Origin of the sequence: Cytobacillus gottheilii (assembly GCF_900166665.1) — a bacterium.
GTDB lineage: Bacteria > Bacillota > Bacilli > Bacillales > Cytobacillaceae > Cytobacillus > Cytobacillus gottheilii_A.
Window position 1 is genome coordinate 649,561 of sequence record NZ_LT800494.1, and the last position, 19,801, is coordinate 669,361.

The window sequence follows — 19,801 nt, forward strand, 5'->3', positions numbered from 1 at the left end:
GTTTTTTATTTGTTTTTAACATTTAATATTTCTAAACATGAGTGAAATGGAGCGAAGGCCCCTCGACTCCAGTGGGCAATAGAGGAAAGGGTGAGACCCCGCAGGAGCGCCAGCGACGAGGAGGCTCAGCTTCCTCCCCACGGAAAGCGAGGGTCCGTAGCGCAATGGAACGGGCTTGTGTAAACACGCAAACCTTGAAAATGAACCTTGGTGTTTTAGAAGCAATATTTCCATTTTGTCCCAGTCTTTTCTTTGTTTTAGAACATGTGTAAATACAGCATAACTTCCAACAAAATAACTACTGAAATAAAGTTAATCTTAGAATATACTATTATCAACAGGTTAATGTTAAAAACGTTAATCTAATATTATTCATTCTAATATCTTTAGAATGAACAACATGAAACTCATAGGAGAATCTAAAATGAAAACGAATTATTTGATCTTACTTTTAACGGCCATCATTATGGTTGGCTGTACGAACGATGATCATGCAGCCACCACAGATATAGAAACAGATCAACAAGAAGTAACAACAGTTGAGCCAAATAAAAATAGTGAAAAAGAAGAAATTGTCACGACGGTTGAGGATGAACCAGCAGCAGAAGAAACATTAACCCAAGCAAATGATGAACGATTTGCAGGATACGAACTCATGGAAGTAGATGGGGGTGATTTGTCTGGAAATCGTAAATCGAACGTCGTCGTTGATATTGGTTACGGAGACCGTGAATATTGGGCATTTACGAATGAATACGGACAATTAGTGCGTGTTATTGCTGACGAAATCATTCTACAAGATGACAGTAAGGAGACTGTATTATCGTCTGGCCGCTATTATTCGGATGAAGCAAAGGTTCCTGGCGTCGAAAGTGACGTTTTAGATGAAGGACATGTCATTGCTGATTCTCTCGGAGGGGTATCAAATGCTTATAATATTACTCCACAAGATAGTACGCTAAACCGACATGGTGACCAAGCCTATTTGGAAGATACTATCCGCAAGGCAGGCGGGGCCACTCATTTCGAAGCGATTATCACCTACCCGGATACAGTAACACAGATTCCTTCGAGCTATCAGTATACGTATACAGTAAAAGGAAATGTCATTACGGATTCATTTGACAATGTGAACCCTGATAAAGTAAACGAATCACTTGGACTAACCGGAAGTAAGGACACCGAGCCCGATTCAGCAAGTTCTTCCACAAATGAAGGAGATCTTTCTAATATTGATACAAACGGGAATGGACAGGTGACAATCGCAGAAGCAAAAGCAGCAGGTTTCAGCATGCCAATAATGAGTGATCATTGGTTGTACAAATATATGGATGATCGAGACGGTGACGGTATGGTAGGCGAGTAAGACACTCGAATTTTGAGGCAAAATAAATAAACTTGTTGGATGATTTATGTCAATTTGCAAATGGCTGTCTGTACAGAAATAATCATTTAGATTTGTATGGTGGAAATATAATTATTTTTCACTAATAGGGCTTTCCTTAAAAAGGGATGCCTTTTTTCTTATGTAGAAATAGGGCCAAGTGAGTTTAATAGGAAGGGGATATTAAGTACATGACGAATTTAAATGATAACAAAATTGGGAGGTAATCAATGATTCCAAGATTAAATCAAGTTGGTGCAGTATTTTTTCCTGTGCCTGTTCCTTTCATTGGTACAATATGCAAATGACAAATAATATCTCTATAGTCCTAATATGTCACAATACAAATTACGAGTCTTTTCAATGTTGCTTTTGTATTAGATAGCAGGATATTTTCAGAGGATAATATTTTTAAAACCCCACCCTTTCATCTGGTTTAATTTCAAAGATCCTTATGGTAATCATCTAATTGGTCTGCATGTGTTAAAGCTTTGTTGAGAAAAGTTGTAGGGTGATTATATCCTTATTTTAAAAAATTCAAATGAATAAAAGGTGAAATAATGAATACAGAGATCCTAAAGATTTTTGATGTGAATGGAAAATACATAGGAACATCTACTAGAGAGGAAGTTCATAGTAAAGGCTTATGGCATGAGACATTCCATTGTTGGTTAGTGAGTGTAGTAGATCATAAATATTTTATTCATTTTCAGTTAAGAAGTAATCAGAAGAAAGATTATCCCAATATGTTAGATATATCTGCAGCTGGACATTTAAATGCAGATGAAAGTGTTCCTGATGGTATTAGAGAAGTTCATGAAGAGTTAGGTGTAAATGTATCAATGGAGGATTTAATTTTTATCGGAAACATACGTGATGAAATCATTCAGGATGATATTATTGATAGGGAACTTGGACATGTATTCTTATACATAATCCCAGATGTGTCAGAAATTAAGTATAACTTCCAAATTGAAGAAGTATCCGGAATAATGATGATTGAGTTAGAATCATTTGAGCGGTTATGGCTAGAAGAAATAGATAGTGTTCAAGCTAAAGGTATAGTATTAAATGAAAAATTGGAAAATATTGAAGTAGATCGATTCGTGCGTAAAGATGATTTCTTGCCCCATGATAATACCTATATTTCCAAAGTTTTAAAGGAATTAAAATTTTTCTTAAATAGAAGTCTTATTAATTGATAGTAAAGAGTTGGCCTTGAAAGAATATCAAAAGACTACCAAATTTAACAGAGAATGAGTGAAGCAAGGAATAATGATATTTACACTTTGCTGAGGGGGTACTTATGAAAACTCACTATTATTTAGGTTGGTTTGAAAGTTTTTTTTCAGAGAATCTGGGTAGGGCGCTACAGGAGGATATAATTGATAGAAAATCGCTTGCTATGATTAGCTCAAACCCATCTATTTATGAAGATGATGGTGCTACTGAACGCACGTGGCTCGATCAGGTTGGTGTTATGTTTGATGAGTATCATTTAATTAATTACCGCCTACAGAAGGAGGATGCTCAAACGATCATTCAAAATGCTTCCGTAATTTTCTTGTTGGGTGGCAATATTTTTAATCAAAATCGTTTTTTAGTGGAATATAAATTATCAGATTCGATAAAAAAAAGCAGTGCCGTTGTGATGGGAGCAAGCGCTGGAGCAATCAACATGTCCGCAAAATGGTTATCCTCGAAAAACTTTGGAGATGAAGTTGAAACGAGCACTGTTTACGACGGAATCGGTCTTGACGATTTTTCCGTTCTGTCTCATTTTGATCTTGAAAATAACATTGCACTGGTTCAAAGCGAACTATCTCCTCTATCAAAAGAAATAAATATTTATGCGTCGAATAAAGATTGCGCTATACGTGTAAAAGGAGACAAAATCGACGTCATTGGCGATGTTTATTTAATTTCCAACTCAAAGATTCAGAAAATGGATGAGACGCTCTAATTGTAGGGAATCGAACTGGCTTAACTGAATTAATTTCTTTATAACACCTTCTCTATTTTAAATTAAGCGAAGGAGAACTGGCGCCAGTGTTGAGTATGCGGTTATTTATTTACTTCATTTACCGGGTGCTTAAGTTCAAGGGACAGCTGCCAATTCAGATGGCTAGAGGGGCAGTTTTGTTTAATAGGGGTACTAAAATAAATAGAAAAGGCATATCAAAAGGTCCGTTTAGGGAAACTTGATATGCCTTTTATTACTAAAAGTTATTCTGCAAATAATTTTAGATTTAATATATCTTTAGTAGAAAGTGATTGTTCTAACACGATATTTATTTCCTTCATAATCTCCACAATATATTGTCCGCCACTGGGTGTCAGTAGGGCATAAACACTGCGTTTATCTTTATCAAAGCTCGCTCTCTCCACTACTTGTAGATGATGTTGCTCTAGTCTTGATACTAAACGAGACAGTGCGCTTTGACTTAGACCAACCATCTTTTGAAGCTCTGATAGACGTAACTTCTTTTCTTGAGCTTCATTTAAAAATATTAAAAAATAAAACTCATTTAAGCCAAGCTGGTATTTTTGCTGAAGTACTTGATCAAGAGCGCGTGTAATTCGATTATGGAATTTTGAAAAATTCATCCAAATCTGGATTAATTCATCGGAATTATTCATTGCCATCGCCTTTCAATAATTACTGACTCTAGTGTAACATATTATGGTTATTGAATGCTTCGAGCATATTGAAATGGCGGTGTAACTTTGCGTGTAATTTCTTTTATTGCATGTAGACTCCAATAAGGATCATTCAACATACCTCTTGCAACAGCCACTAAATCGGCGTCTCCATTGGATAAAGCAGCCTCTGCTACTTGAGGGGTACTTAGCATGCCTACTGCGATCACAGGAAGTCCAAACTTTTCCTTGAAAGCTCTTGCCAAAGGCACTTGATAGCCAGGGTAATTGCCTGGCTTTAAAGAACCTGGTATACCTTCGCCGCCAGTTGAAACATGGAATATATCAACACCAGCTTCTTTAAATTGTTCAGCTATTTGTAATGAATGATCTAATCCGTAACCACCATCAATATATTCAATAGCCGAAATTCTTAAGATTAGAGGCATGTCTTCTGGCATGACAGATTTAACTGACCGAATCACTTCAACGCCAAATTTGGAGAGATCTTGACCATATTCATCTGTTCGATTATTAATACTTGGAGACATAAATTGATGTAATAAATAACCATGCGCACCATGAAGCTCAATTGTATCAAAACCTGCAGCAACGGCTCTTCTAGCAGCTTCTTTGAATTGCTGGATTATTTCCTGAATCTCATTGAGCTTCAACGCACGTGGCTGCTTCAATGATCCATTTTTCGTTTCTTCAGGAAGTGCCTCACCTCCGAGATTAGATGGTCCAACTGGCTGCAGGGCATCTTCAGCCTTTCTGCCGGCGTGAGCAATTTGGATGCCAATTTTTGCACCATATTTATGAACTTCAGATACAATACGCTGATATGCGGGAATCTGGTTATCATCCCACAAACCTAAATCCTGATTCGTTATTCTCCCTTCAGGGGTTACACTCGTCATTTCCATAATGATTAATCCAGTACCACCGACGGCTCTGGATACATAGTGAACGTAGTGCCAATCATTCGGTATGCCATCTTCTTTATCTACAGAGTATTGACACATCGGTGCCATCACCGTTCGATTTTTAAGTGTTAAGCCTTTCATTGCAAAAGGCGTTCCGATTGTTTTCATAAATAACCCCTCCATTTTTAAATGCATGCACATGCATGTATTTAAAATAACAGAATTACTTATCAGACGCAATCTTAATAAATTTTATCATCTAAGTTTGTTTATATAGAGGAAGTGAAAATTTTCACCAAATTATCGTGTGCAAGTTTAAAGAATTGTTCGCTGTGGCGTCTTATTTCTTGTTGTACAACGGGCAAGTTTTCTTTATTAGAATATTTAAGTTGGATCAATCTGCTAATCTATTGATGTAAGAATTTGTGCTATCATATTAAAAAAAGGAAAATTTCAGGTGATTTATGAATTTACAAATAAGATTTAATGACACAGTGATGGATTACATACTTAATAAGGTTGCAGCTCTTGGTTTGTTAATATTTATTATGTGTACATATTTATTGTTGGGTACCGGTTTAGATTTGTTTGAGTTTACAGAGTACTTATCAGATCTAGAGTATTGGCTATATATAAGTGGATATGCACTACTAATAACCGTTCTAATCGATTTAGTAGGATACAAGTGGGTTAAATTAACGATTATTGCAAAAATCTTTTTACACTGTTTGGCAGGATTCATTGTTTTTTTTCCATTTATGGGGATAAATCCTTTTACGTTGATTGCTGGATTTGTTGGTTCATTATGTGCGCTTATCTATGTTTTATGCTGTTATTTTTTAAAAAAGAAAAAGAGATTGGCTTTGATTGCTCTATTCGTTTTCCCTTTACTCCTCAGTGTGAGATTAATCGATTTTACTGATAAAGAGAATTGGACTGAAGAAATAACAAATACATCATATGCTGCAATGTTTGACCATTTTAATGGCAAGCATGAAATTCCTCTATCTTTAAAAAAAGGAGATCTGGTAACGATTTATATATCCTTTACACCAACAAACGGAGGAGGATATGGATACCAGATTTTAGATCAAAATAATGAAAATGTAGGGATGACAGAACTAGGGGAAATGGATAGAGAGTATGAAGAGCTTAATACGAGAGCGATCCAATTTAATGCAGAAAAAGCAGGAGCTTATAGGTTGATTGTCACTGGAGATCACTTGAAGGGGAAGATAGATGTAAAATGGACAATAAATTAATTCAAACTATTTATTTATAAAATAGACATTCGTTTTTGTTTTCCTTTAAACAAACGGGTGCGATTCTTCAGGTGTGAAAGATCGCTATTTTGTTTATTCAAGTAAACGTGGAAGCTTAACTTAAACAGAAATAATACTTAATGTGTGCTAGCTCTACTAGTACGAAAAAAGAAGAATAGTGAATCTTTACAGTAAAAAATCACCATTTAGGCAATCCTAAATGGGACATTAGAACATGGTGGTAATAACGTATACATCGAATGTATATCAGAAGGAATATAATGAGAAATCAGTTTTATTAGAAGGAAGTATCTTGATACAAGCTTTAGAATAAAATTAATTCTTTTTGGAGGTATTTGTGTGAATGACAATATAACAGAAGGTGAGTTTCAAGAGATTATCCGCAAAAGAAGCAGTGGTGATTTAAGTTTTTCACAATTCTTACAAGAATTGTCCCAAAGAGGCATAAATGAATACGAAATAGATGTTTCAATTGGTCAAGCCACCTATAAAGGAGTCCATTCGGAGTTTAAAACAGACTCTCAAGTAGACCTAGCTATCTCTGATCAATTTAATCGAAATAAGGTATTGGAGGCAATCGCAAATATCTCGCTTCCTTTTTTAGATTTCTTAAAAGAAATTGCTGACGCTGGAATCATAACTTATCGGGTGTACATACCAGAGAGGAAAATTATATATTTGGGTATAGAGGGAGAAGTAATTGAAGAACAGCTTAGAGTTTAAATTAATTTTCAAAACAGGTACGTAAAAGAATTTTTAAAAAAAGTTATGTTAAAATGGTGGAGTTGCTTAGGCAACTCTTTTTTTGGAAGCAAGTTTAGTTTGTGAGGAAAACACTTAAACAAAGGGTGCTATAATTTAGTCATCTGTACAACAAAAGCGATATTATATAGATGGAAGCCTGCTATAACTGTATGTTACCCTTCAAATTTACTAAAGAAGTCATCCAAATCTCTTCAAATGATAAGCTTGAAGGGATTTTTTATAGGATCATTTTGGGCTTCTTCTTGTTATTTGATACAATATAAGCAACAATACAGCTGCTATTTTTGTCAATAGAAGGAGGAATCAATATGATTGAAAAAGGAACTTTTCATGAGTCAAAAGGCCATTATTCTTTAAGGTTTGAGCGTTCTTTTTCTCAAAAAGCAGAAGAGGTTTTCGCCGTTCTAACTGATCCTGGTTCATTCACACAGTGGTACCCTTTTGCAACTGGTGAGATGGATGTTAGGCATGGTGGTGAAATAGCCTTTGATGATGGAGAAGGAACAACATATAAAGGAACGATTACCGAGTTTGAAGAGCCCTTCCTTTTTGCTTTTCATGAGGGTGGTGCTGATTTAATAAGAATCTCATTGCAAGAAAAAAATAACGGATGCCGAATGACTTTTATTCATACATTTGAAGATCCTTCATGGGCGGTTCAAACCGCAGCAGGGTGGCATCGCTGTCTCGATGCTTTTGGGCAGATCGTTAATGGGGAACAGATTAAGTGGGATGACAACGCAGGTGAGTTGAGAGAGATGTATCGGGAAGCGTTTAAGGTGGAACGTTAAAATAAAGCAGGAAGCTCCTTAGATGCTGAGATTCTCTAACATATAAAAAAACAAAAGAACAACATACTGAAGCAGCGTACTTCAACATGTTGTTCTTTTTGTATTATTAAGCTGCCATGCTGCGGCAGACTTCCGCACACTTAAAGCATGCCTCCGCACATTTTTGACAGTGGTCATGATCATGTTTTTTACATTCGTTTCCGCATTTCTCACAGATTTCCGCGCAAAGAGCACAAATCTGTTTTGCGGCTGGGCTGTTGGTTTGCATTGCTTTTACAGCTAATCCGCATAAATCTGCACAATCACGGTCTAATCGGATGCAATCGGCCATCATTTTTACGTTATCTTCCTCTAAACAAGCGTCAAAGCACACATTACATGCTTCCATACATTCTAAACAGGCTTTGATGCATTCTTCATATTGCTGCTGGGTCATAGCGAACTCTCCTTACTTTGCATTTTAGTAGTATTACTACCCTGTCTTCTTTGGACAAAACACAATCTTTCTAAAAGCAGCAAAAAGACCCGAACAATTAGACAGAACATCAACATATCTGCAATTGTTCGTATTTATGTCCCAGCCTTCAAATAGTAAAATGTATATGCTTCACCGTCATTAGGAACAAATACTAGATCAGAGAATAGTGATCTAGGTGTAAATGAGTTACAATAACAGCATCTGTCTGATCCTTCAATTCTTCAATAGAAAATGGTAAGTCCACTAACGGATTATTCTGATTCTGTCTTGAGGAGTTTTGTAATGGCGGATATGCTCCTTTTTCGCCGAAAAATGGATCGATTGATAATTTCTTGCAACAACAAAGGCTGCATCGAATTTGTAGATGAAAAGGTCCATTTAACTGGTGAGGCAGCTTCCGCACGAGTTGCAAAGCTAGAGGATCTTGGCGTAAGTGAGGGATATACAATTAAAGTAAATGAGGAAAAAGGGAAACACGGTACATGCAATCACCATATTTTTATGCGGAGTTCACCAGGTCTATCCTGATTTTGTGAAAGAGCAGAAGGAATTTGTCTTAAACAACTACAAATCAAGTGGAGAAAGCTGAATGCAAATTTCCATCCAATACAGCTCTGGATGAGTTTTTAGTGAAATAGAGCAAATATGCGGGGAATAAAGTATCGATTGTTCATATTAAAGGAGATTTTGGTAGTGGTAAAGTGCTTAAAATAAGATCAGACGCTCCCAAAAAGGAGAGCCTATAAATCTTTTGCTAGGCTTTTCCTTTTCGGCGTAAAATAATGGCGTTTATTAATAAAACAACAGTAAGTAGTATGGATAGTGTAAAAGATACACTGCTGATTTCTGCTTTGAATAAAAATGCAAGTGTATTAGAGATGATCAGTATAATGGCAATGACTAAAGAAATAGTGGAGAACTTAGTCATAATCTGCTCCTTTCATTTTATGTAAGTAAGGTTTCGTTATTTTAAGATAACATATTTAATTGAAAAGTGTATTGTTTCTGCCAATCGTTTTGAGGAGGAGATAAAGATGGAATTGAAAATGACCACGTACCAATCACCAATAGGATTGATTGAAATAACGGGTGCCGAGCAGGGGATTGTTTCCATATTATTCTCTGAGGAGTCTGCACAAGATTCTGTGAATGTAGAATCTGTTCCAGCACCAATGAAGCAGTGTCTAAAGCAGCTGGATGAATATTTTAAAGGAGAAAGAATGGACTTTTCGTTTCCTTTTGCCTTTGCCGGAACGGATTTTCAAAAGAAGGTGTGGAATGCACTGACAACAATACCTTATGCGAAGACGGGCTCGTATAAACAAATTGCTGTTGCGATCGGCAACGAAAAAGCAGTGCGAGCGGTAGGTATGGCCAATAGCAAAAACCCAATCAGCATAGCAGTACCTTGCCATCGAATCATCGGCAGCAGCGGAAAACTCACAGGCTATGCAGGCGGCTTGTGGAGAAAAGAATGGCTATTAAAACATGAGCAGACCATGGCTGAAAATAGAAGGAAAGAAAATGCTAGTATTCTTAAGTAGAGTACTAGTTTTTTTATCTTATTCTTTCTCCTAATAGATTTTTTGAAAATTGAACCTGCTGATTGAAACGGAAGGGTGCGAGACTCCTGCGGGACGAGTGGGGAGCTGAGACCCCGCAGGAGCATCGCGACGAGGAGGCTCAGCACCCGCCCCGCCGGAAAGCGAGTACCCTGGAGTGGAAATCTAACATATCTTCTTATCTTTTTAAAAGTCTTCAAGATAACTTCATTATTTCTTCACTTTTCCAGATTATAATGGGAAAAAATCATGTTTTGATAAGGATTCTCTTGTCAATAATGCAATAGAATTGAAAAGGGGGTTATGAATGAAGATCACTTACATACTTTTCTTATCATTATGTTTATTGCTATTCCCAAATTCAATCTCAGCAGAAAGGCCCTCCTTACAAGTAATGATAGATGAGGCCGAAGCTGGCGGCACTCTGATAATCCCACCAGGGTATTATGAAGAAAACATTGCCATCGATAAACCTTTGAATTTAATCGGTGAGCGGGATGTCACAATTAACTCGTGCGAGAACGCTCCCGTTGTAGCGATAAGCGGAGATGGAGTCCAATTAGGCAACGTTTCGATTGAACAGTGCAATGAAGACAATAGTGAACTGGCTGCTGTATATGTCACGGGAGATCAGCATCATTTGAGCAATTTGAAGATCCAGTCATCACAAATGGGCTTGCAGCTGTTTGAAGCAAATCAGATTGTTGTGGAAGAAAGTGCAATCATGGGCACCAGGAAGGAGAACGGCATTGACCTTTGGAAAACAAATGACAGTACCATCAGAGAAATGAAAATCGACACTATTTTAGATGGTATTTATATGGAGCAAAGTCATCGAAATACGATCGTACAAAATGTCATTGAGAATGCCCGTTACGGCATTCATTTAATGTTCACGAATGATACAGTCATTGAAGAGAATCAGTCGCAGCATAACTTTACAGGAGCCATGGTGATGGAGGCTGAGAATGTGCTGATCAAGAACAATGATTTCTCCTTTAATAACCAAAATGTTAATTCACAAGGACTGCTGCTGTACTTAACTTCGGATGTAGTGGCAGAGAATAATGTATTTGCTTCGAATCGGGTAGGAGCTTTCATAGAGGATTCCTCAGATGCAACTATATCGAAAAATATCTTTCAATCTAATACGATTGGCGCGCAATGGAAGAATTCCAGCGATAATCAATTAGTCTCAAACACCTTTAATGGAAATGTGAATGATACCCAAGCGAATGAAAGCGCTAATAATATTATTATAAATAATTACTGGGATGCTGCCCTTAAACTCGATATAGACGGAGATGGGGTGAGTGAACTTCCCCATGCAGCGGACCCATACTTCATGGCGCTTGTTCAAAGAATTCCAGAGTACCAATTATTTTTCCAGCATCCAGGCATTACTTTGTTAAAACAAGTATTCAATGGACCAGAAGATGAATTATTAAGGGATTTAGAGCCTTCTATGGTCTATGCATGTTCTGAAAATGGACAAAAAAATGAAAAACAAATCGTTCTTTGGTTTGTGGGTGTTGCCTTTATATTTGTAAATCTTTTAATCATTCAAAAATGGAGGAGAACTACATGAAGAAAGTAATCTATTTTTCCCTTTTAAGTGTTATCATTGGCGGATTGCTGATGGGGTGTGGCAGTGAGGAGGTTCAGCCTAGAGCGATCAATGAGGAGACGGATAAATGTCCGGTCTGCAATATGTCGGTAATGGATAACCAGTTTGCTACTCAAGTAGTATTGGAAGATGGTTTATCTCACGTATTTGATGACTTAGGTTGTATGTATGTGTGGCTGGATGAAAATCCAGATGAAGAAATTGCAGCGACATTTGTAAGAGATTATAACAATGAGGAATGGATTCGCTCTGAAGATGCTTTCTATGTGTACAACATGGATGTGAAGACGCCAATGGCTTATAATATGATCTCATTTGAAAACCAGGATTCCGCAGATGAATTTATCGCTGAAAATGATGGAGAATTGATTGCAGCAGATGCACTTGCTGATCATGATTGGCAGATGAATCATGAGATGATGGAAGGTCATGGACATGAAGGTGATCACGGACATGGTGAAATGAAATCTGACCATGGTCATAGTGATAAAGAGGAGTCAGGCTCTCACTAATCTTCTCGTTTAACCTAAACAAAGGATGGTCATGATGCGGAATTTCTGTTTATCCGAAATCTATACAACAATCAGGCAGCGTTCCTATTATTCTTTTAGTATCTTATGGATTGCTGTCTTGACGTTATTATTTATGCTGCAAAAAAGTGTGCCTGCCCTCACGTTATATACGAATATGACGGGCACGGTCATGAATATAGCATTATACATTATTCCGCTGTTTATGCTATTGGCCGGCTCATTTTCCATATCAGCTGAGATGGAAAATGGGCAGTGGCGCTTGCTTAGCACCTATCCCATTAATACACTGGAGTATGTGTTAGGAAAAATCGCTGGACAGTTTATCTCGCAGATCACTGTTTTTACACTCAGTTTTGGCGTCAGTATTGTCATCTCACTGCTGACGGGCGGGGGAATTACGCTAAAGTGGGTTATGCTGCTCTATGGATTTTCCGCTTTATTAATGTATATCTTTCTAGTCATTGGATTTACGGTCGGTTCCTTTGTTTCAACAAGGTGGCAATCATTATCGATATCTGTTGGGATCTGGTTTTTCCTGATCATGGTGTGGCCCATCGCCTGGATCAATCTGTTAAGTTTATTTCCATATACTTGGATCTCGCCGCTGATGAAGATATCCCTGTTTCTCAACCCTGCTGAACTGCTCCGCGTGATCTATGTGATTACCTTAGATGGCGGTGCTGTATTTGGGCAGCCATATGACGGACTCGTGAAGTTTTGGGAATCACCATTTTCACTGTTTATGTTATTTAACTACTTGGTTGTTGTATCTGCAGCATGCATCTTAACGTCTGCATTTGTTTTGAAGCGGAGGAGGCAAGTATGAGTCTGTTCATTGTGGATGGCATCAGTAAAGTGTATAAAGAAAAAGTAGCGCTTCATACCACCTCTTTCAAAGCTGAACCGGGGAGCTGTATTGTTCTGTGCGGAGGCAACGGAGCTGGGAAAAGCACAATGATTAATATCCTGGCAGGGATTTCAATCCACGATGGCGGAAATGTATATCTTGGAGAAACGAACCCGAAAGTGAAGCGCAAAGAATATTTACAGCAAATCGGTTATATGCCGGACGATTATCGTGCACAAGATACGCTTTCTGTAAAAGAATTTCTCCAATTTTATGCCTCCATCCGACGCATTCATAAGGATCGGGTTGGTGAGGTGCTTGAGAAGATTGGCTTATCCGATAAAAGTTCCATGCTAGTTAAGAGTCTTTCAAAAGGAATGAAACAAAGACTTCTCTTTGGCCAGTCATTGCTCTCAAATCCAAAATTACTCATCATGGATGAACCAACAAATGGTCTTGATCCATATTGGGTTGATCAGTTTTTGGCAATCCTCACAGAGTTAAAAAAAAGCGGCACTATTATTATTTTTTCGACTCATATGATGGATGTGGCTGCAGAGATTGCTAGTGAAATTCTTTTTATGAAGGAAGGAAGAGTCATTGAAGTTTTGAACTCAGAGCAGCCGGTGAAGGAAAATATCAGTCGTCTGATGCTGCTGCATAGATCATAGATTCCCGTTTGCTTGCTGAGCTAGTATTCTTTCAAGAATACTAGCTTTTTTTACGTTAGAATGGAAGCTATTCTATTCCTTGAAAAAATTCCTTTCTCTTCAAAATATTACTCAATTGTACACGCTTTCTGCCGATATTAAAGATGGAGAAAATTATTCATTTTTCAACAAAGGAGAAACTATGAAAACGATACGCGGGAAGTTAATACTAGGATTTTTAGTGGTTATTGTGCTGAGTATCGCACAGTCTGTTTATAATTTTTGGACCGTATCTTCTATGAACGATCGAACTGAAGAGGTCGTTTCAGAAGAGCTTCCGTTATTAATTGCTGATGAGAATCTTTTAACAAATATTGCGCAAGGTGTTTCAGCCGTAAGAGGGTACGTGTTATATGGAGATAGTGTGCATAAGGATGAGTTTTCTTCTTATCACTACACAAGTATGGAGGAGTTTGATCAAATTCTTCAAATCTCAAATAATCCCCAGGTTGAAGAATTAAGAACAGCTTATCAAGATTGGGCGACATTAGTTGAAAATGAAGTGTTTGCTACATATGATTCTGGTGACAGAGATGGTGCAACACAATTATTAGTGGGGGAAGTTCAGCCTGCAGCCCGTGAACTAACAGAGCAGCTGACAGAATTGGCTGCACTCAGAGAAGCGGAAATTTTAGAAAGTGGAGATACTCTCCTTTCATATGGAGAAACCATTAATCTGATTGGATTAGGTGTATCTGCACTTATTATCATATTAGGTCTTATTATTGCGATCATAACCGCACGGAATATTTCCAACCCAATCAAACGAGTTGCAGCTCGAATGAAGGCGATTGCAAGTGGAGAGCTCTCAACGAAGCCTATGTTGACGAGAGACAAAGGTGAGATCGGACAGCTTGTAGCATCTATTAATGAAATGAACAACAATCTAAGCTCCATTGTTGGAAATATAGCATCTGTTTCCGATCAGGTGACAAGTCAAAGTGAAGATCTGCGCCGTTATTCGGAGGAAGTTAAAGCTGGTGGCCAGCAGATTGCGATGACGATGGAGGAGCTCTCAAAAGGAGCAGAGGAACAGGCGAACTCTTCAAGCACTCTTAGTGAGAGCATGAATCATTTCGCCACACAGCTGATGAATGCGGCTTTAAAAGGCGAGGACGCAAGAATATTGACGGATGAAACCATTAAAGGCACAGATAAAAGCAGTGAATATATGGATGATTCTATTAATAAAATGAATGCAATTAATGAAAAAATGCTAAATTCTTTGGAGATGGTACAAGGCTTGGATCAGCGCACAAGGGAAATATCACAAATTGTTCATGTGATTCAGGGAATTGCTGAGCAGACGAATTTATTGGCACTAAATGCTGCCATTGAAGCGGCAAGAGCTGGTGAGAGTGGCCGAGGCTTTGCGGTGGTTGCTGATGAAGTGCGCAAGCTTGCGGAACAGGTTTCACATTCCATTGCCGATATTACCGAAATCGTTGCAGGCATACAGAGTGAATCAGAGCTTGTCGTTTCATCTCTGCAGGAGGGCTATGAACTTGTTACAGACGGCACAAGCGGCATTGTTGAAACAGGCAAATCCTTTACAGCTGTTCAAGAATCGATTAAGAACACGGGTGTTCAAATTGCGGAAATGTCTGCTGTTCTATATGAAATTCTTGACCACTCTAGAGGAATAAACGAATCGATTGAATCGGTCGCGTCTATTTCAGAAGAGTCGGCTGCTGGCATTGAACAAGTTGCAGCAACAGCACAGCAATCCAGCAGTACAATTGAACAAGTAGCTGGAAGCATCGCTACTTTAGAAGGAAACACGGCTAAGTTAAATAATCTGATTTTGGCATTTAAGGTGAAATAATGTGGGTTTGGTGAAGGTCGGCTGAGAGGCCGTCCTTTTTTTAGTTGTATGCGGATTTGACCGTCTGGCTGGGGTTTGGCGGATAAACTGCTGTTTTTGGCGGATAAATGAAAATAACGGCGGATAAAATTTTTTAACGGCGGATATATCAAAATAACGGCGGATAAAATTTCTGGACGGCGGATATCTTCATCTTATAGGCTAAAAACAGTGAGATTTCCAACAGGAATGGCAGCAATTTTCTCCTTTTGGTGTCAATTCTTCAAAAAACCTCTTTGCTGAACGAATTTCCTCACAAATGCAGCTCCCACCCACGCAAACTCGCCTAACCACTGCTGCAAAAAGGCAACGATATTGACAGTCTCAACTATCTGCAATATAATTATCTCATATTCAAGATATTTTAATTAAGTGTAAATAAAGGAGGCAAGCTTAATGAATGAAGTTTTTGTCTCGATTTTAAAAACATCTAAAGCGATTCAGGATTTTTTAAAGCAATATTTGCGGGAATACGGGCTTAGCACGACTGAATTTGCCGTTCTTGAGGTATTATACGAGCATGGCAAGCAGACCGTACACCAAATTGCTGGAAACGTGTATCTTGCTACTGGTTCAATGACCTACGTAATTGATAAGCTTGTTGAAAAAGGATATGTCATGCGAAGTGATTGCAAAGAGGACCGCAGAGTTGTTCACGTTGAAATGGCAACAGAAGGACAGCGGCTCATGAATGATTTATATCCTTCCTATAAAAATGCAATAGACGTGTTATTTGAAGAAGTGACAGAAAGTGAAATGAACAGCACCATTTCTGCTTTAGGTAAAATAGAATTAAAAACAAAATAAGAACCAGAGTTGTACAGAAAAAGGAGGGAGCAGTTTTGAAAAAAGCAACAGCAGGCATTCACCATATCACCGCCATTGTTGGGCATCCACAGGAAAATGTAGATTTCTATCATGGTGTATTAGGGCTTAGACTTGTTAAAAAGACAATTAATTTCGATGATCCGGGCACATATCATTTATATTTTGGTGATCAAAATGGCAATCCAGGCACCATCATCACCTTTTTTCCATGGGCCAATGCATATCCGGGAAAAATTGGCGACGGACAGGTTGGCGTAACAAGCTATGCTGTTCCAGCTGGAGCACTGCCATTTTGGGAAGAAAGATTCGTACATTTGGGGATTTCCTTTGAAAAGACAGAGCGTTTTGGTGAAGATATACTGGCGTTTACGGACCCGCATGGGCTGAAGCTGGAGCTGGTTGAGCGTGCAAGCGGTGAACTGAATCAATGGGAAGAGTCTGGCATTCCGGCAGATAAAGCCATTAAAGGCTTTGCAGGTGCAATTCTTTTTTCAGCACATCCTTTAAAAACAGCTGAGGTGCTTGAAGAAGTCATGGGATTGGAAAAGGTCGCTGAAAATGATGATTACATCCGTTTTCAATCAAGTGCGTCAATCGGAAACATTGTTGATGTTAAGAAGGTTTCCAGTGGTAAAGGGCGATTGGGCGTAGGGATGGTCCATCATATTGCATGGCGTGCGCAGGATGACGAAGATCAATTAGACTGGAAACAATATATTGAAAGTAAAGGCTTAGGCGTGACGCCTGTTCAGGATCGCAACTATTTTAATGCCATCTATTTCCGTGAGTATGGAGAGATTCTTTTTGAAATTGCTACAGATCCGCCTGGATTTGCACACGATGAATCTTTAGAAACAATGGGAACAGAACTGAAACTTCCTGAGCAATATGAACAATATAGAAGCAAACTAGAGCAATCACTATTTCCGATTAAAGTAAGAGATTTAAATTAATAGAATGGGGGAGAGTTTAATGAAGCATATTTTTGAAAAAGGCACGAATCCGGATAAACCAGTTTTGCTGCTATTGCATGGTACTGGTGGGAATGAATTAGATCTATTGCCGCTTGCTGAAAAAATCGATGGAGAAGCTTCTGTGTTAAGTGTACGAGGGAATGTGCTGGAGAATGGCATGCCGCGCTTTTTTAGACGCCTGGCTGAAGGGGTATTTGATGAAGAGGATCTGCAATTCCGTACAAAAGAATTAGATGAATTTCTGGATGAAGCTTCTCAAAAATACGGATTTGACCGCAAAAATATTATTGCAGTAGGCTATTCAAACGGAGCCAATATTGCTGCTAGTTTAATGTTCCATTACGCTGACAGCTTGAAGGGAGCTATTCTGCACCACCCGATGGTGCCGAGAAGAGGCATCCAACTTCCTGACTTATCAGGAACTTCCGTTTTCATTGCGGCAGGTACAAATGACCCAATCTGCCCATCAAGCGAATCAGAGGATCTTAAATCATTGCTTGAAGGAGCCAATGCCTCTGTTGAACTGCATTGGGAAAATCGTGGCCACCAGCTAACATTAGATGAGGTGCTGGCGGCTGCGAAGTGGTATGAGGAGAAGAAATATTAAGGTAGAAATGAATGATAAAGTGTTCAGGGGATAAGGCCTTGTAAAAAGGGCCTTATTTTTATTGTTGAACCAGTTCTTTACACCAAATCTATATTTCCGTCTGTTCTTCATATAGCTTTAATGTGCCTTCTTACTGGCATTTTGGTATAATAGTTCAAAATGCTGCAGAAAAAGGTGAGAATGTGCCAAAGAAGAAGTTTCAGTTTTGGGCTTTACAGTTTTTAATTGTTTTAACCATTATCTATGTTTCAACTAAGATTTCTTTTTTATTTCAGCCAGTAGGAATCTTTGTATCTACCTTGTTTTTCCCGATCATCATCTCTGGTTTTCTATTTTTTATGCTCAATCCGCTCGTGCAAAGATTACATAAGTGGAAGGTTCCAAAGGTTGTTGCAATTCTCCTTATCTATGCAGCTGTAATCGGTGTTGTCGTGCTCGCAGTTGGCAACCTCGTTCCTATGATCTCCAATCAGATCGTTGCACTTGTCAATGATATGCCAACCTATGTGGAAAAAACAGAGGAATTCTTTGATTCATTATCCGAAACGCAAGAATTCCAGTGGATTACAACCCAGCAATATGTGACACAGGAAGAAATTATTAGAAGAATTACGGACTACGCCAATACGCTTCCTGATCGAATCACATCAGGGATATCCGGCATCTTCAGCGTTGTCACCAATATAGCGATTACCATTGTGACAGTACCTTTCCTTCTATTTTATATGATGAAGGATGGAGATAAGTTTCCTGCAGCTATCGCAAAGTTCTTTCCTGCAGGTTACCGTGATGAAGGAATCAAGACATTAAAGGAAACAGCAAACACATTATCTTCTTATATCCAAGGGCAGATTACGGTAGCACTGTTTGTTGGTACATTGTCTCTGATTGGCTATTGGATTATTGATTTGCCTTATATGCTTGTCATGGCTTTAATTGTGGCTGTCACAAATATTATTCCTTATGTTGGACCGTTTTTAGGCGGAGCTCCAGCCGTTATTGTTGCCTTGTTTGACTCGCCTGGAAAAGCTTTTCTGGTGGTGGTCGTGATTGTAGTCGCGCAGCAAATTGAAGGGAATGTACTCTCTCCTTTAATCTTAGGAAAAAGCTTAAATACGCATCCAGCAACGATTATTATCTTGTTGCTTGTTGCGGGAAATTTAGCGGGAATCCTTGGTATGATTCTTGCGGTGCCAACGTATGCTGTCGCTAAAACGATTTTCGTTAATACAGTGAAATTTTTCCGGACCAGAAAACTGGCCCAATCGGAAATACCACCTATTTGATCAAGAGAGCCTCTGCATGATTGCAGGGCTCTTTTTTTATGTGTTTTTGGATTTGTCAATAAAAAAACATGTATAAAAACAGTCTTTCATCCAAATGTTCACAAAATGTTCACTTACGAAGAGGATTTCCCTATAAGTATAATCAGAAAGTGTTAAAAAGAAGGGATGATGAAATTGCCAACAACGAAAAAAGAAAGTATACAATTTGGTTTAATGATGTGTTTTGGAATGGTACTGGTTATGACGTTTTATAACTTTTATCTGAACGGTACATTAGGAAAAATGACGTTTATGGATGCTGCTGTTAACTTTGCCATTGGATTTATCATTGCACTGATCCTTGATTTATATTTAGTAGGACCTATGGCGAAGAAAATAGCAATGAAACTGACAGCCAATACAAACAAGGTCATCTTTAAAGTTCTAGCGATATCTACTTGTATGGTATTAGGGATGGCGTTTTTCATGTCCATTTATGGTGTTATCATGTCCAGTATGCATAACGGCATTTCTGATCATATCTTTATGTCATACCTAGCTGTGTTCGGAAAAAATCTGCTGATGGCATTGCCGCTTCAGATTCTTGTAATGGGACCGCTGGTTCGTCTGATTTTTATTAAATTTGTAAAAGCTGAGCCTGCGGTTAGGTCAGTGTAATTGCCAGATGAAAATATGAAAGAGGCTGGGACAAAGCTA

At 38.4% G+C, this 19,801-nt stretch carries 21 protein-coding genes and 2 pseudogenes; 19 read left to right on the forward strand and 4 right to left on the reverse strand.

Going from position 1 to position 19,801, the window contains the following annotated elements; genetic code table 11:
• The first annotated feature begins 424 nt into the window (after positions 1-424).
• From B7E07_RS03145 to B7E07_RS03155, 3 genes are all read left to right on the forward strand, one after another.
• Positions 425-1,366: a DNA/RNA non-specific endonuclease gene (locus B7E07_RS03145; RefSeq protein WP_080844028.1), complete on the forward strand. Its 942-nt coding sequence runs from the start codon at positions 425-427 to the stop codon at positions 1,364-1,366.
• A gap of 578 nt (positions 1,367-1,944) precedes the next feature.
• Positions 1,945-2,586 (forward strand): NUDIX hydrolase, encoded by a 642-nt coding sequence (locus B7E07_RS03150; protein WP_080844029.1) that lies wholly within the window; start codon positions 1,945-1,947, stop codon positions 2,584-2,586.
• A 104-nt stretch (positions 2,587-2,690) separates the two neighbouring features.
• Complete coding sequence (locus B7E07_RS03155; RefSeq protein WP_080844030.1) at positions 2,691-3,347, forward strand: Type 1 glutamine amidotransferase-like domain-containing protein; 657 nt, start codon at positions 2,691-2,693, stop codon at positions 3,345-3,347.
• A gap of 263 nt (positions 3,348-3,610) precedes the next feature.
• Here B7E07_RS03155 and B7E07_RS03160 read toward each other — a convergent pair whose 3' ends face one another.
• Both B7E07_RS03160 and B7E07_RS03165 read right to left on the reverse strand, forming a co-directional pair.
• Positions 3,611-4,024: a MarR family winged helix-turn-helix transcriptional regulator gene (locus B7E07_RS03160; RefSeq protein ID WP_080844031.1), complete on the reverse strand. Its 414-nt coding sequence runs from the start codon at positions 4,022-4,024 to the stop codon at positions 3,611-3,613.
• A gap of 47 nt (positions 4,025-4,071) precedes the next feature.
• Positions 4,072-5,118, reverse strand: coding sequence for an NADH:flavin oxidoreductase/NADH oxidase (locus B7E07_RS03165; RefSeq protein WP_080844032.1), 1,047 nt, complete (start codon positions 5,116-5,118; stop codon positions 4,072-4,074).
• A gap of 296 nt (positions 5,119-5,414) precedes the next feature.
• Here B7E07_RS03165 and B7E07_RS03170 point away from each other — a divergent pair, with 296 nt between their 5' ends.
• The 3 genes from B7E07_RS03170 (at position 5,415) to B7E07_RS03180 (ending at position 7,789) form a co-directional block, all read left to right on the forward strand.
• Complete coding sequence (locus tag B7E07_RS03170; RefSeq protein WP_080844033.1) at positions 5,415-6,212, forward strand: hypothetical protein; 798 nt, start codon at positions 5,415-5,417, stop codon at positions 6,210-6,212.
• 360 nt (positions 6,213-6,572) lie between these two features.
• Positions 6,573-6,956 carry a DUF1398 family protein gene (locus tag B7E07_RS03175; RefSeq protein ID WP_176215103.1) on the forward strand — a complete coding sequence of 128 codons (384 nt, stop codon included), beginning with the start codon at positions 6,573-6,575 and terminating at the stop codon, positions 6,954-6,956.
• A gap of 350 nt (positions 6,957-7,306) precedes the next feature.
• Positions 7,307-7,789: an SRPBCC family protein gene (locus B7E07_RS03180; protein ID WP_080844035.1), complete on the forward strand. Its 483-nt coding sequence runs from the start codon at positions 7,307-7,309 to the stop codon at positions 7,787-7,789.
• A gap of 106 nt (positions 7,790-7,895) precedes the next feature.
• On the opposite strand, the gene B7E07_RS03185 is transcribed toward B7E07_RS03180, so the two are convergent.
• On the reverse strand, positions 7,896-8,225 hold the full coding sequence (locus tag B7E07_RS03185) for a four-helix bundle copper-binding protein (RefSeq protein WP_080844036.1): 330 nt from the start codon (positions 8,223-8,225) through the stop codon (positions 7,896-7,898).
• Positions 8,226-8,430: 205 nt separating this feature from the next.
• A pseudogene (locus tag B7E07_RS24350) lies at positions 8,431-8,625 on the reverse strand (hypothetical protein); the annotation flags it as partial.
• Here B7E07_RS24350 and B7E07_RS03195 point away from each other — a divergent pair.
• The 13 genes and pseudogenes from B7E07_RS03195 to B7E07_RS03250 all read left to right on the forward strand — a co-directional run bounded on the left by B7E07_RS03195 (position 8,559) and on the right by B7E07_RS03250 (position 19,762).
• Positions 8,559-8,905, forward strand: a pseudogene (locus B7E07_RS03195) (Lrp/AsnC family transcriptional regulator). The pseudogenes B7E07_RS24350 and B7E07_RS03195 sit on opposite strands and share 67 nt — an antisense overlap.
• A 144-nt stretch (positions 8,906-9,049) precedes the next feature.
• Positions 9,050-9,220 (forward strand): hypothetical protein, encoded by a 171-nt coding sequence (locus tag B7E07_RS23885; protein WP_218970395.1) that lies wholly within the window; start codon positions 9,050-9,052, stop codon positions 9,218-9,220.
• 81 nt (positions 9,221-9,301) lie between these two features.
• On the forward strand, positions 9,302-9,811 hold the full coding sequence (locus B7E07_RS03200) for a methylated-DNA--[protein]-cysteine S-methyltransferase (protein WP_139785560.1): 510 nt from the start codon (positions 9,302-9,304) through the stop codon (positions 9,809-9,811).
• A gap of 325 nt (positions 9,812-10,136) precedes the next feature.
• Positions 10,137-11,417 carry a right-handed parallel beta-helix repeat-containing protein gene (locus B7E07_RS03205; RefSeq protein WP_080844037.1) on the forward strand — a complete coding sequence of 427 codons (1,281 nt, stop codon included), beginning with the start codon at positions 10,137-10,139 and terminating at the stop codon, positions 11,415-11,417.
• Positions 11,414-11,968 (forward strand): nitrous oxide reductase accessory protein NosL, encoded by a 555-nt coding sequence (locus B7E07_RS03210; protein WP_139785561.1) that lies wholly within the window; start codon positions 11,414-11,416, stop codon positions 11,966-11,968. Before B7E07_RS03205 ends, B7E07_RS03210 begins: the two co-directional genes overlap by 4 nt.
• Before the next feature lie 31 nt (positions 11,969-11,999).
• A complete protein-coding gene (locus tag B7E07_RS03215; protein WP_306807539.1) occupies positions 12,000-12,815 on the forward strand; it encodes an ABC transporter permease in 816 nt (271 codons plus the stop codon).
• Positions 12,812-13,507, forward strand: a complete 696-nt coding sequence (locus tag B7E07_RS03220; RefSeq protein ID WP_080844040.1) for an ABC transporter ATP-binding protein — start codon at positions 12,812-12,814, stop codon at positions 13,505-13,507. The genes B7E07_RS03215 and B7E07_RS03220 overlap by 4 nt, the downstream gene beginning before the upstream one ends.
• 181 nt (positions 13,508-13,688) lie before the next feature.
• On the forward strand, positions 13,689-15,371 hold the full coding sequence (locus B7E07_RS03225; RefSeq protein WP_139785562.1) for a methyl-accepting chemotaxis protein: 1,683 nt from the start codon (positions 13,689-13,691) through the stop codon (positions 15,369-15,371).
• 435 nt (positions 15,372-15,806) lie between these two features.
• Positions 15,807-16,217 (forward strand): MarR family winged helix-turn-helix transcriptional regulator, encoded by a 411-nt coding sequence (locus B7E07_RS03230; RefSeq protein WP_080844042.1) that lies wholly within the window; start codon positions 15,807-15,809, stop codon positions 16,215-16,217.
• Between the two features lie 35 nt (positions 16,218-16,252).
• Complete coding sequence (locus B7E07_RS03235) at positions 16,253-17,191, forward strand: ring-cleaving dioxygenase (RefSeq protein WP_080844043.1); 939 nt, start codon at positions 16,253-16,255, stop codon at positions 17,189-17,191.
• A gap of 19 nt (positions 17,192-17,210) precedes the next feature.
• On the forward strand, positions 17,211-17,819 hold the full coding sequence (locus tag B7E07_RS03240; RefSeq protein ID WP_080844044.1) for an alpha/beta hydrolase: 609 nt from the start codon (positions 17,211-17,213) through the stop codon (positions 17,817-17,819).
• Positions 17,820-18,001: 182 nt separating this feature from the next.
• Positions 18,002-19,105 carry an AI-2E family transporter gene (locus B7E07_RS03245; RefSeq protein WP_080844045.1) on the forward strand — a complete coding sequence of 368 codons (1,104 nt, stop codon included), beginning with the start codon at positions 18,002-18,004 and terminating at the stop codon, positions 19,103-19,105.
• A 174-nt stretch (positions 19,106-19,279) separates the two neighbouring features.
• Entirely contained in the window at positions 19,280-19,762 is a 483-nt protein-coding gene (locus tag B7E07_RS03250; protein WP_080849093.1) for a DUF2798 domain-containing protein, read from the forward strand.
• Positions 19,763-19,801 lie beyond the last annotated feature (39 nt).

Excerpts from the sequence above, each read along its gene's own strand:
- B7E07_RS03145 (WP_080844028.1), top strand. The coding sequence starts at position 425 with ATGAAAACGAATTATTTGATCTTACTTTTAACGGCCATCATTATGGTT.
- B7E07_RS03150 (WP_080844029.1), top strand. The coding sequence starts at position 1,945 with ATGAATACAGAGATCCTAAAGATTTTTGATGTGAATGGAAAATACATA.
- B7E07_RS03155 (WP_080844030.1), top strand. The coding sequence starts at position 2,691 with ATGAAAACTCACTATTATTTAGGTTGGTTTGAAAGTTTTTTTTCAGAG.
- B7E07_RS03160 (WP_080844031.1), bottom strand. The coding sequence starts at position 4,024 with ATGAATAATTCCGATGAATTAATCCAGATTTGGATGAATTTTTCAAAA.
- B7E07_RS03165 (WP_080844032.1), bottom strand. The coding sequence starts at position 5,118 with ATGAAAACAATCGGAACGCCTTTTGCAATGAAAGGCTTAACACTTAAA.
- B7E07_RS03170 (WP_080844033.1), top strand. The coding sequence starts at position 5,415 with ATGAATTTACAAATAAGATTTAATGACACAGTGATGGATTACATACTT.
- B7E07_RS03180 (WP_080844035.1), top strand. The coding sequence starts at position 7,307 with ATGATTGAAAAAGGAACTTTTCATGAGTCAAAAGGCCATTATTCTTTA.
- B7E07_RS03185 (WP_080844036.1), bottom strand. The coding sequence starts at position 8,225 with ATGACCCAGCAGCAATATGAAGAATGCATCAAAGCCTGTTTAGAATGT.
- B7E07_RS23885 (WP_218970395.1), top strand. The coding sequence starts at position 9,050 with ATGGCGTTTATTAATAAAACAACAGTAAGTAGTATGGATAGTGTAAAA.
- B7E07_RS03200 (WP_139785560.1), top strand. The coding sequence starts at position 9,302 with ATGGAATTGAAAATGACCACGTACCAATCACCAATAGGATTGATTGAA.
- B7E07_RS03205 (WP_080844037.1), top strand. The coding sequence starts at position 10,137 with ATGAAGATCACTTACATACTTTTCTTATCATTATGTTTATTGCTATTC.
- B7E07_RS03210 (WP_139785561.1), top strand. The coding sequence starts at position 11,414 with ATGAAGAAAGTAATCTATTTTTCCCTTTTAAGTGTTATCATTGGCGGA.
- B7E07_RS03215 (WP_306807539.1), top strand. The coding sequence starts at position 12,000 with ATGATGCGGAATTTCTGTTTATCCGAAATCTATACAACAATCAGGCAG.
- B7E07_RS03220 (WP_080844040.1), top strand. The coding sequence starts at position 12,812 with ATGAGTCTGTTCATTGTGGATGGCATCAGTAAAGTGTATAAAGAAAAA.
- B7E07_RS03225 (WP_139785562.1), top strand. The coding sequence starts at position 13,689 with ATGAAAACGATACGCGGGAAGTTAATACTAGGATTTTTAGTGGTTATT.
- B7E07_RS03230 (WP_080844042.1), top strand. The coding sequence starts at position 15,807 with ATGAATGAAGTTTTTGTCTCGATTTTAAAAACATCTAAAGCGATTCAG.
- B7E07_RS03240 (WP_080844044.1), top strand. The coding sequence starts at position 17,211 with ATGAAGCATATTTTTGAAAAAGGCACGAATCCGGATAAACCAGTTTTG.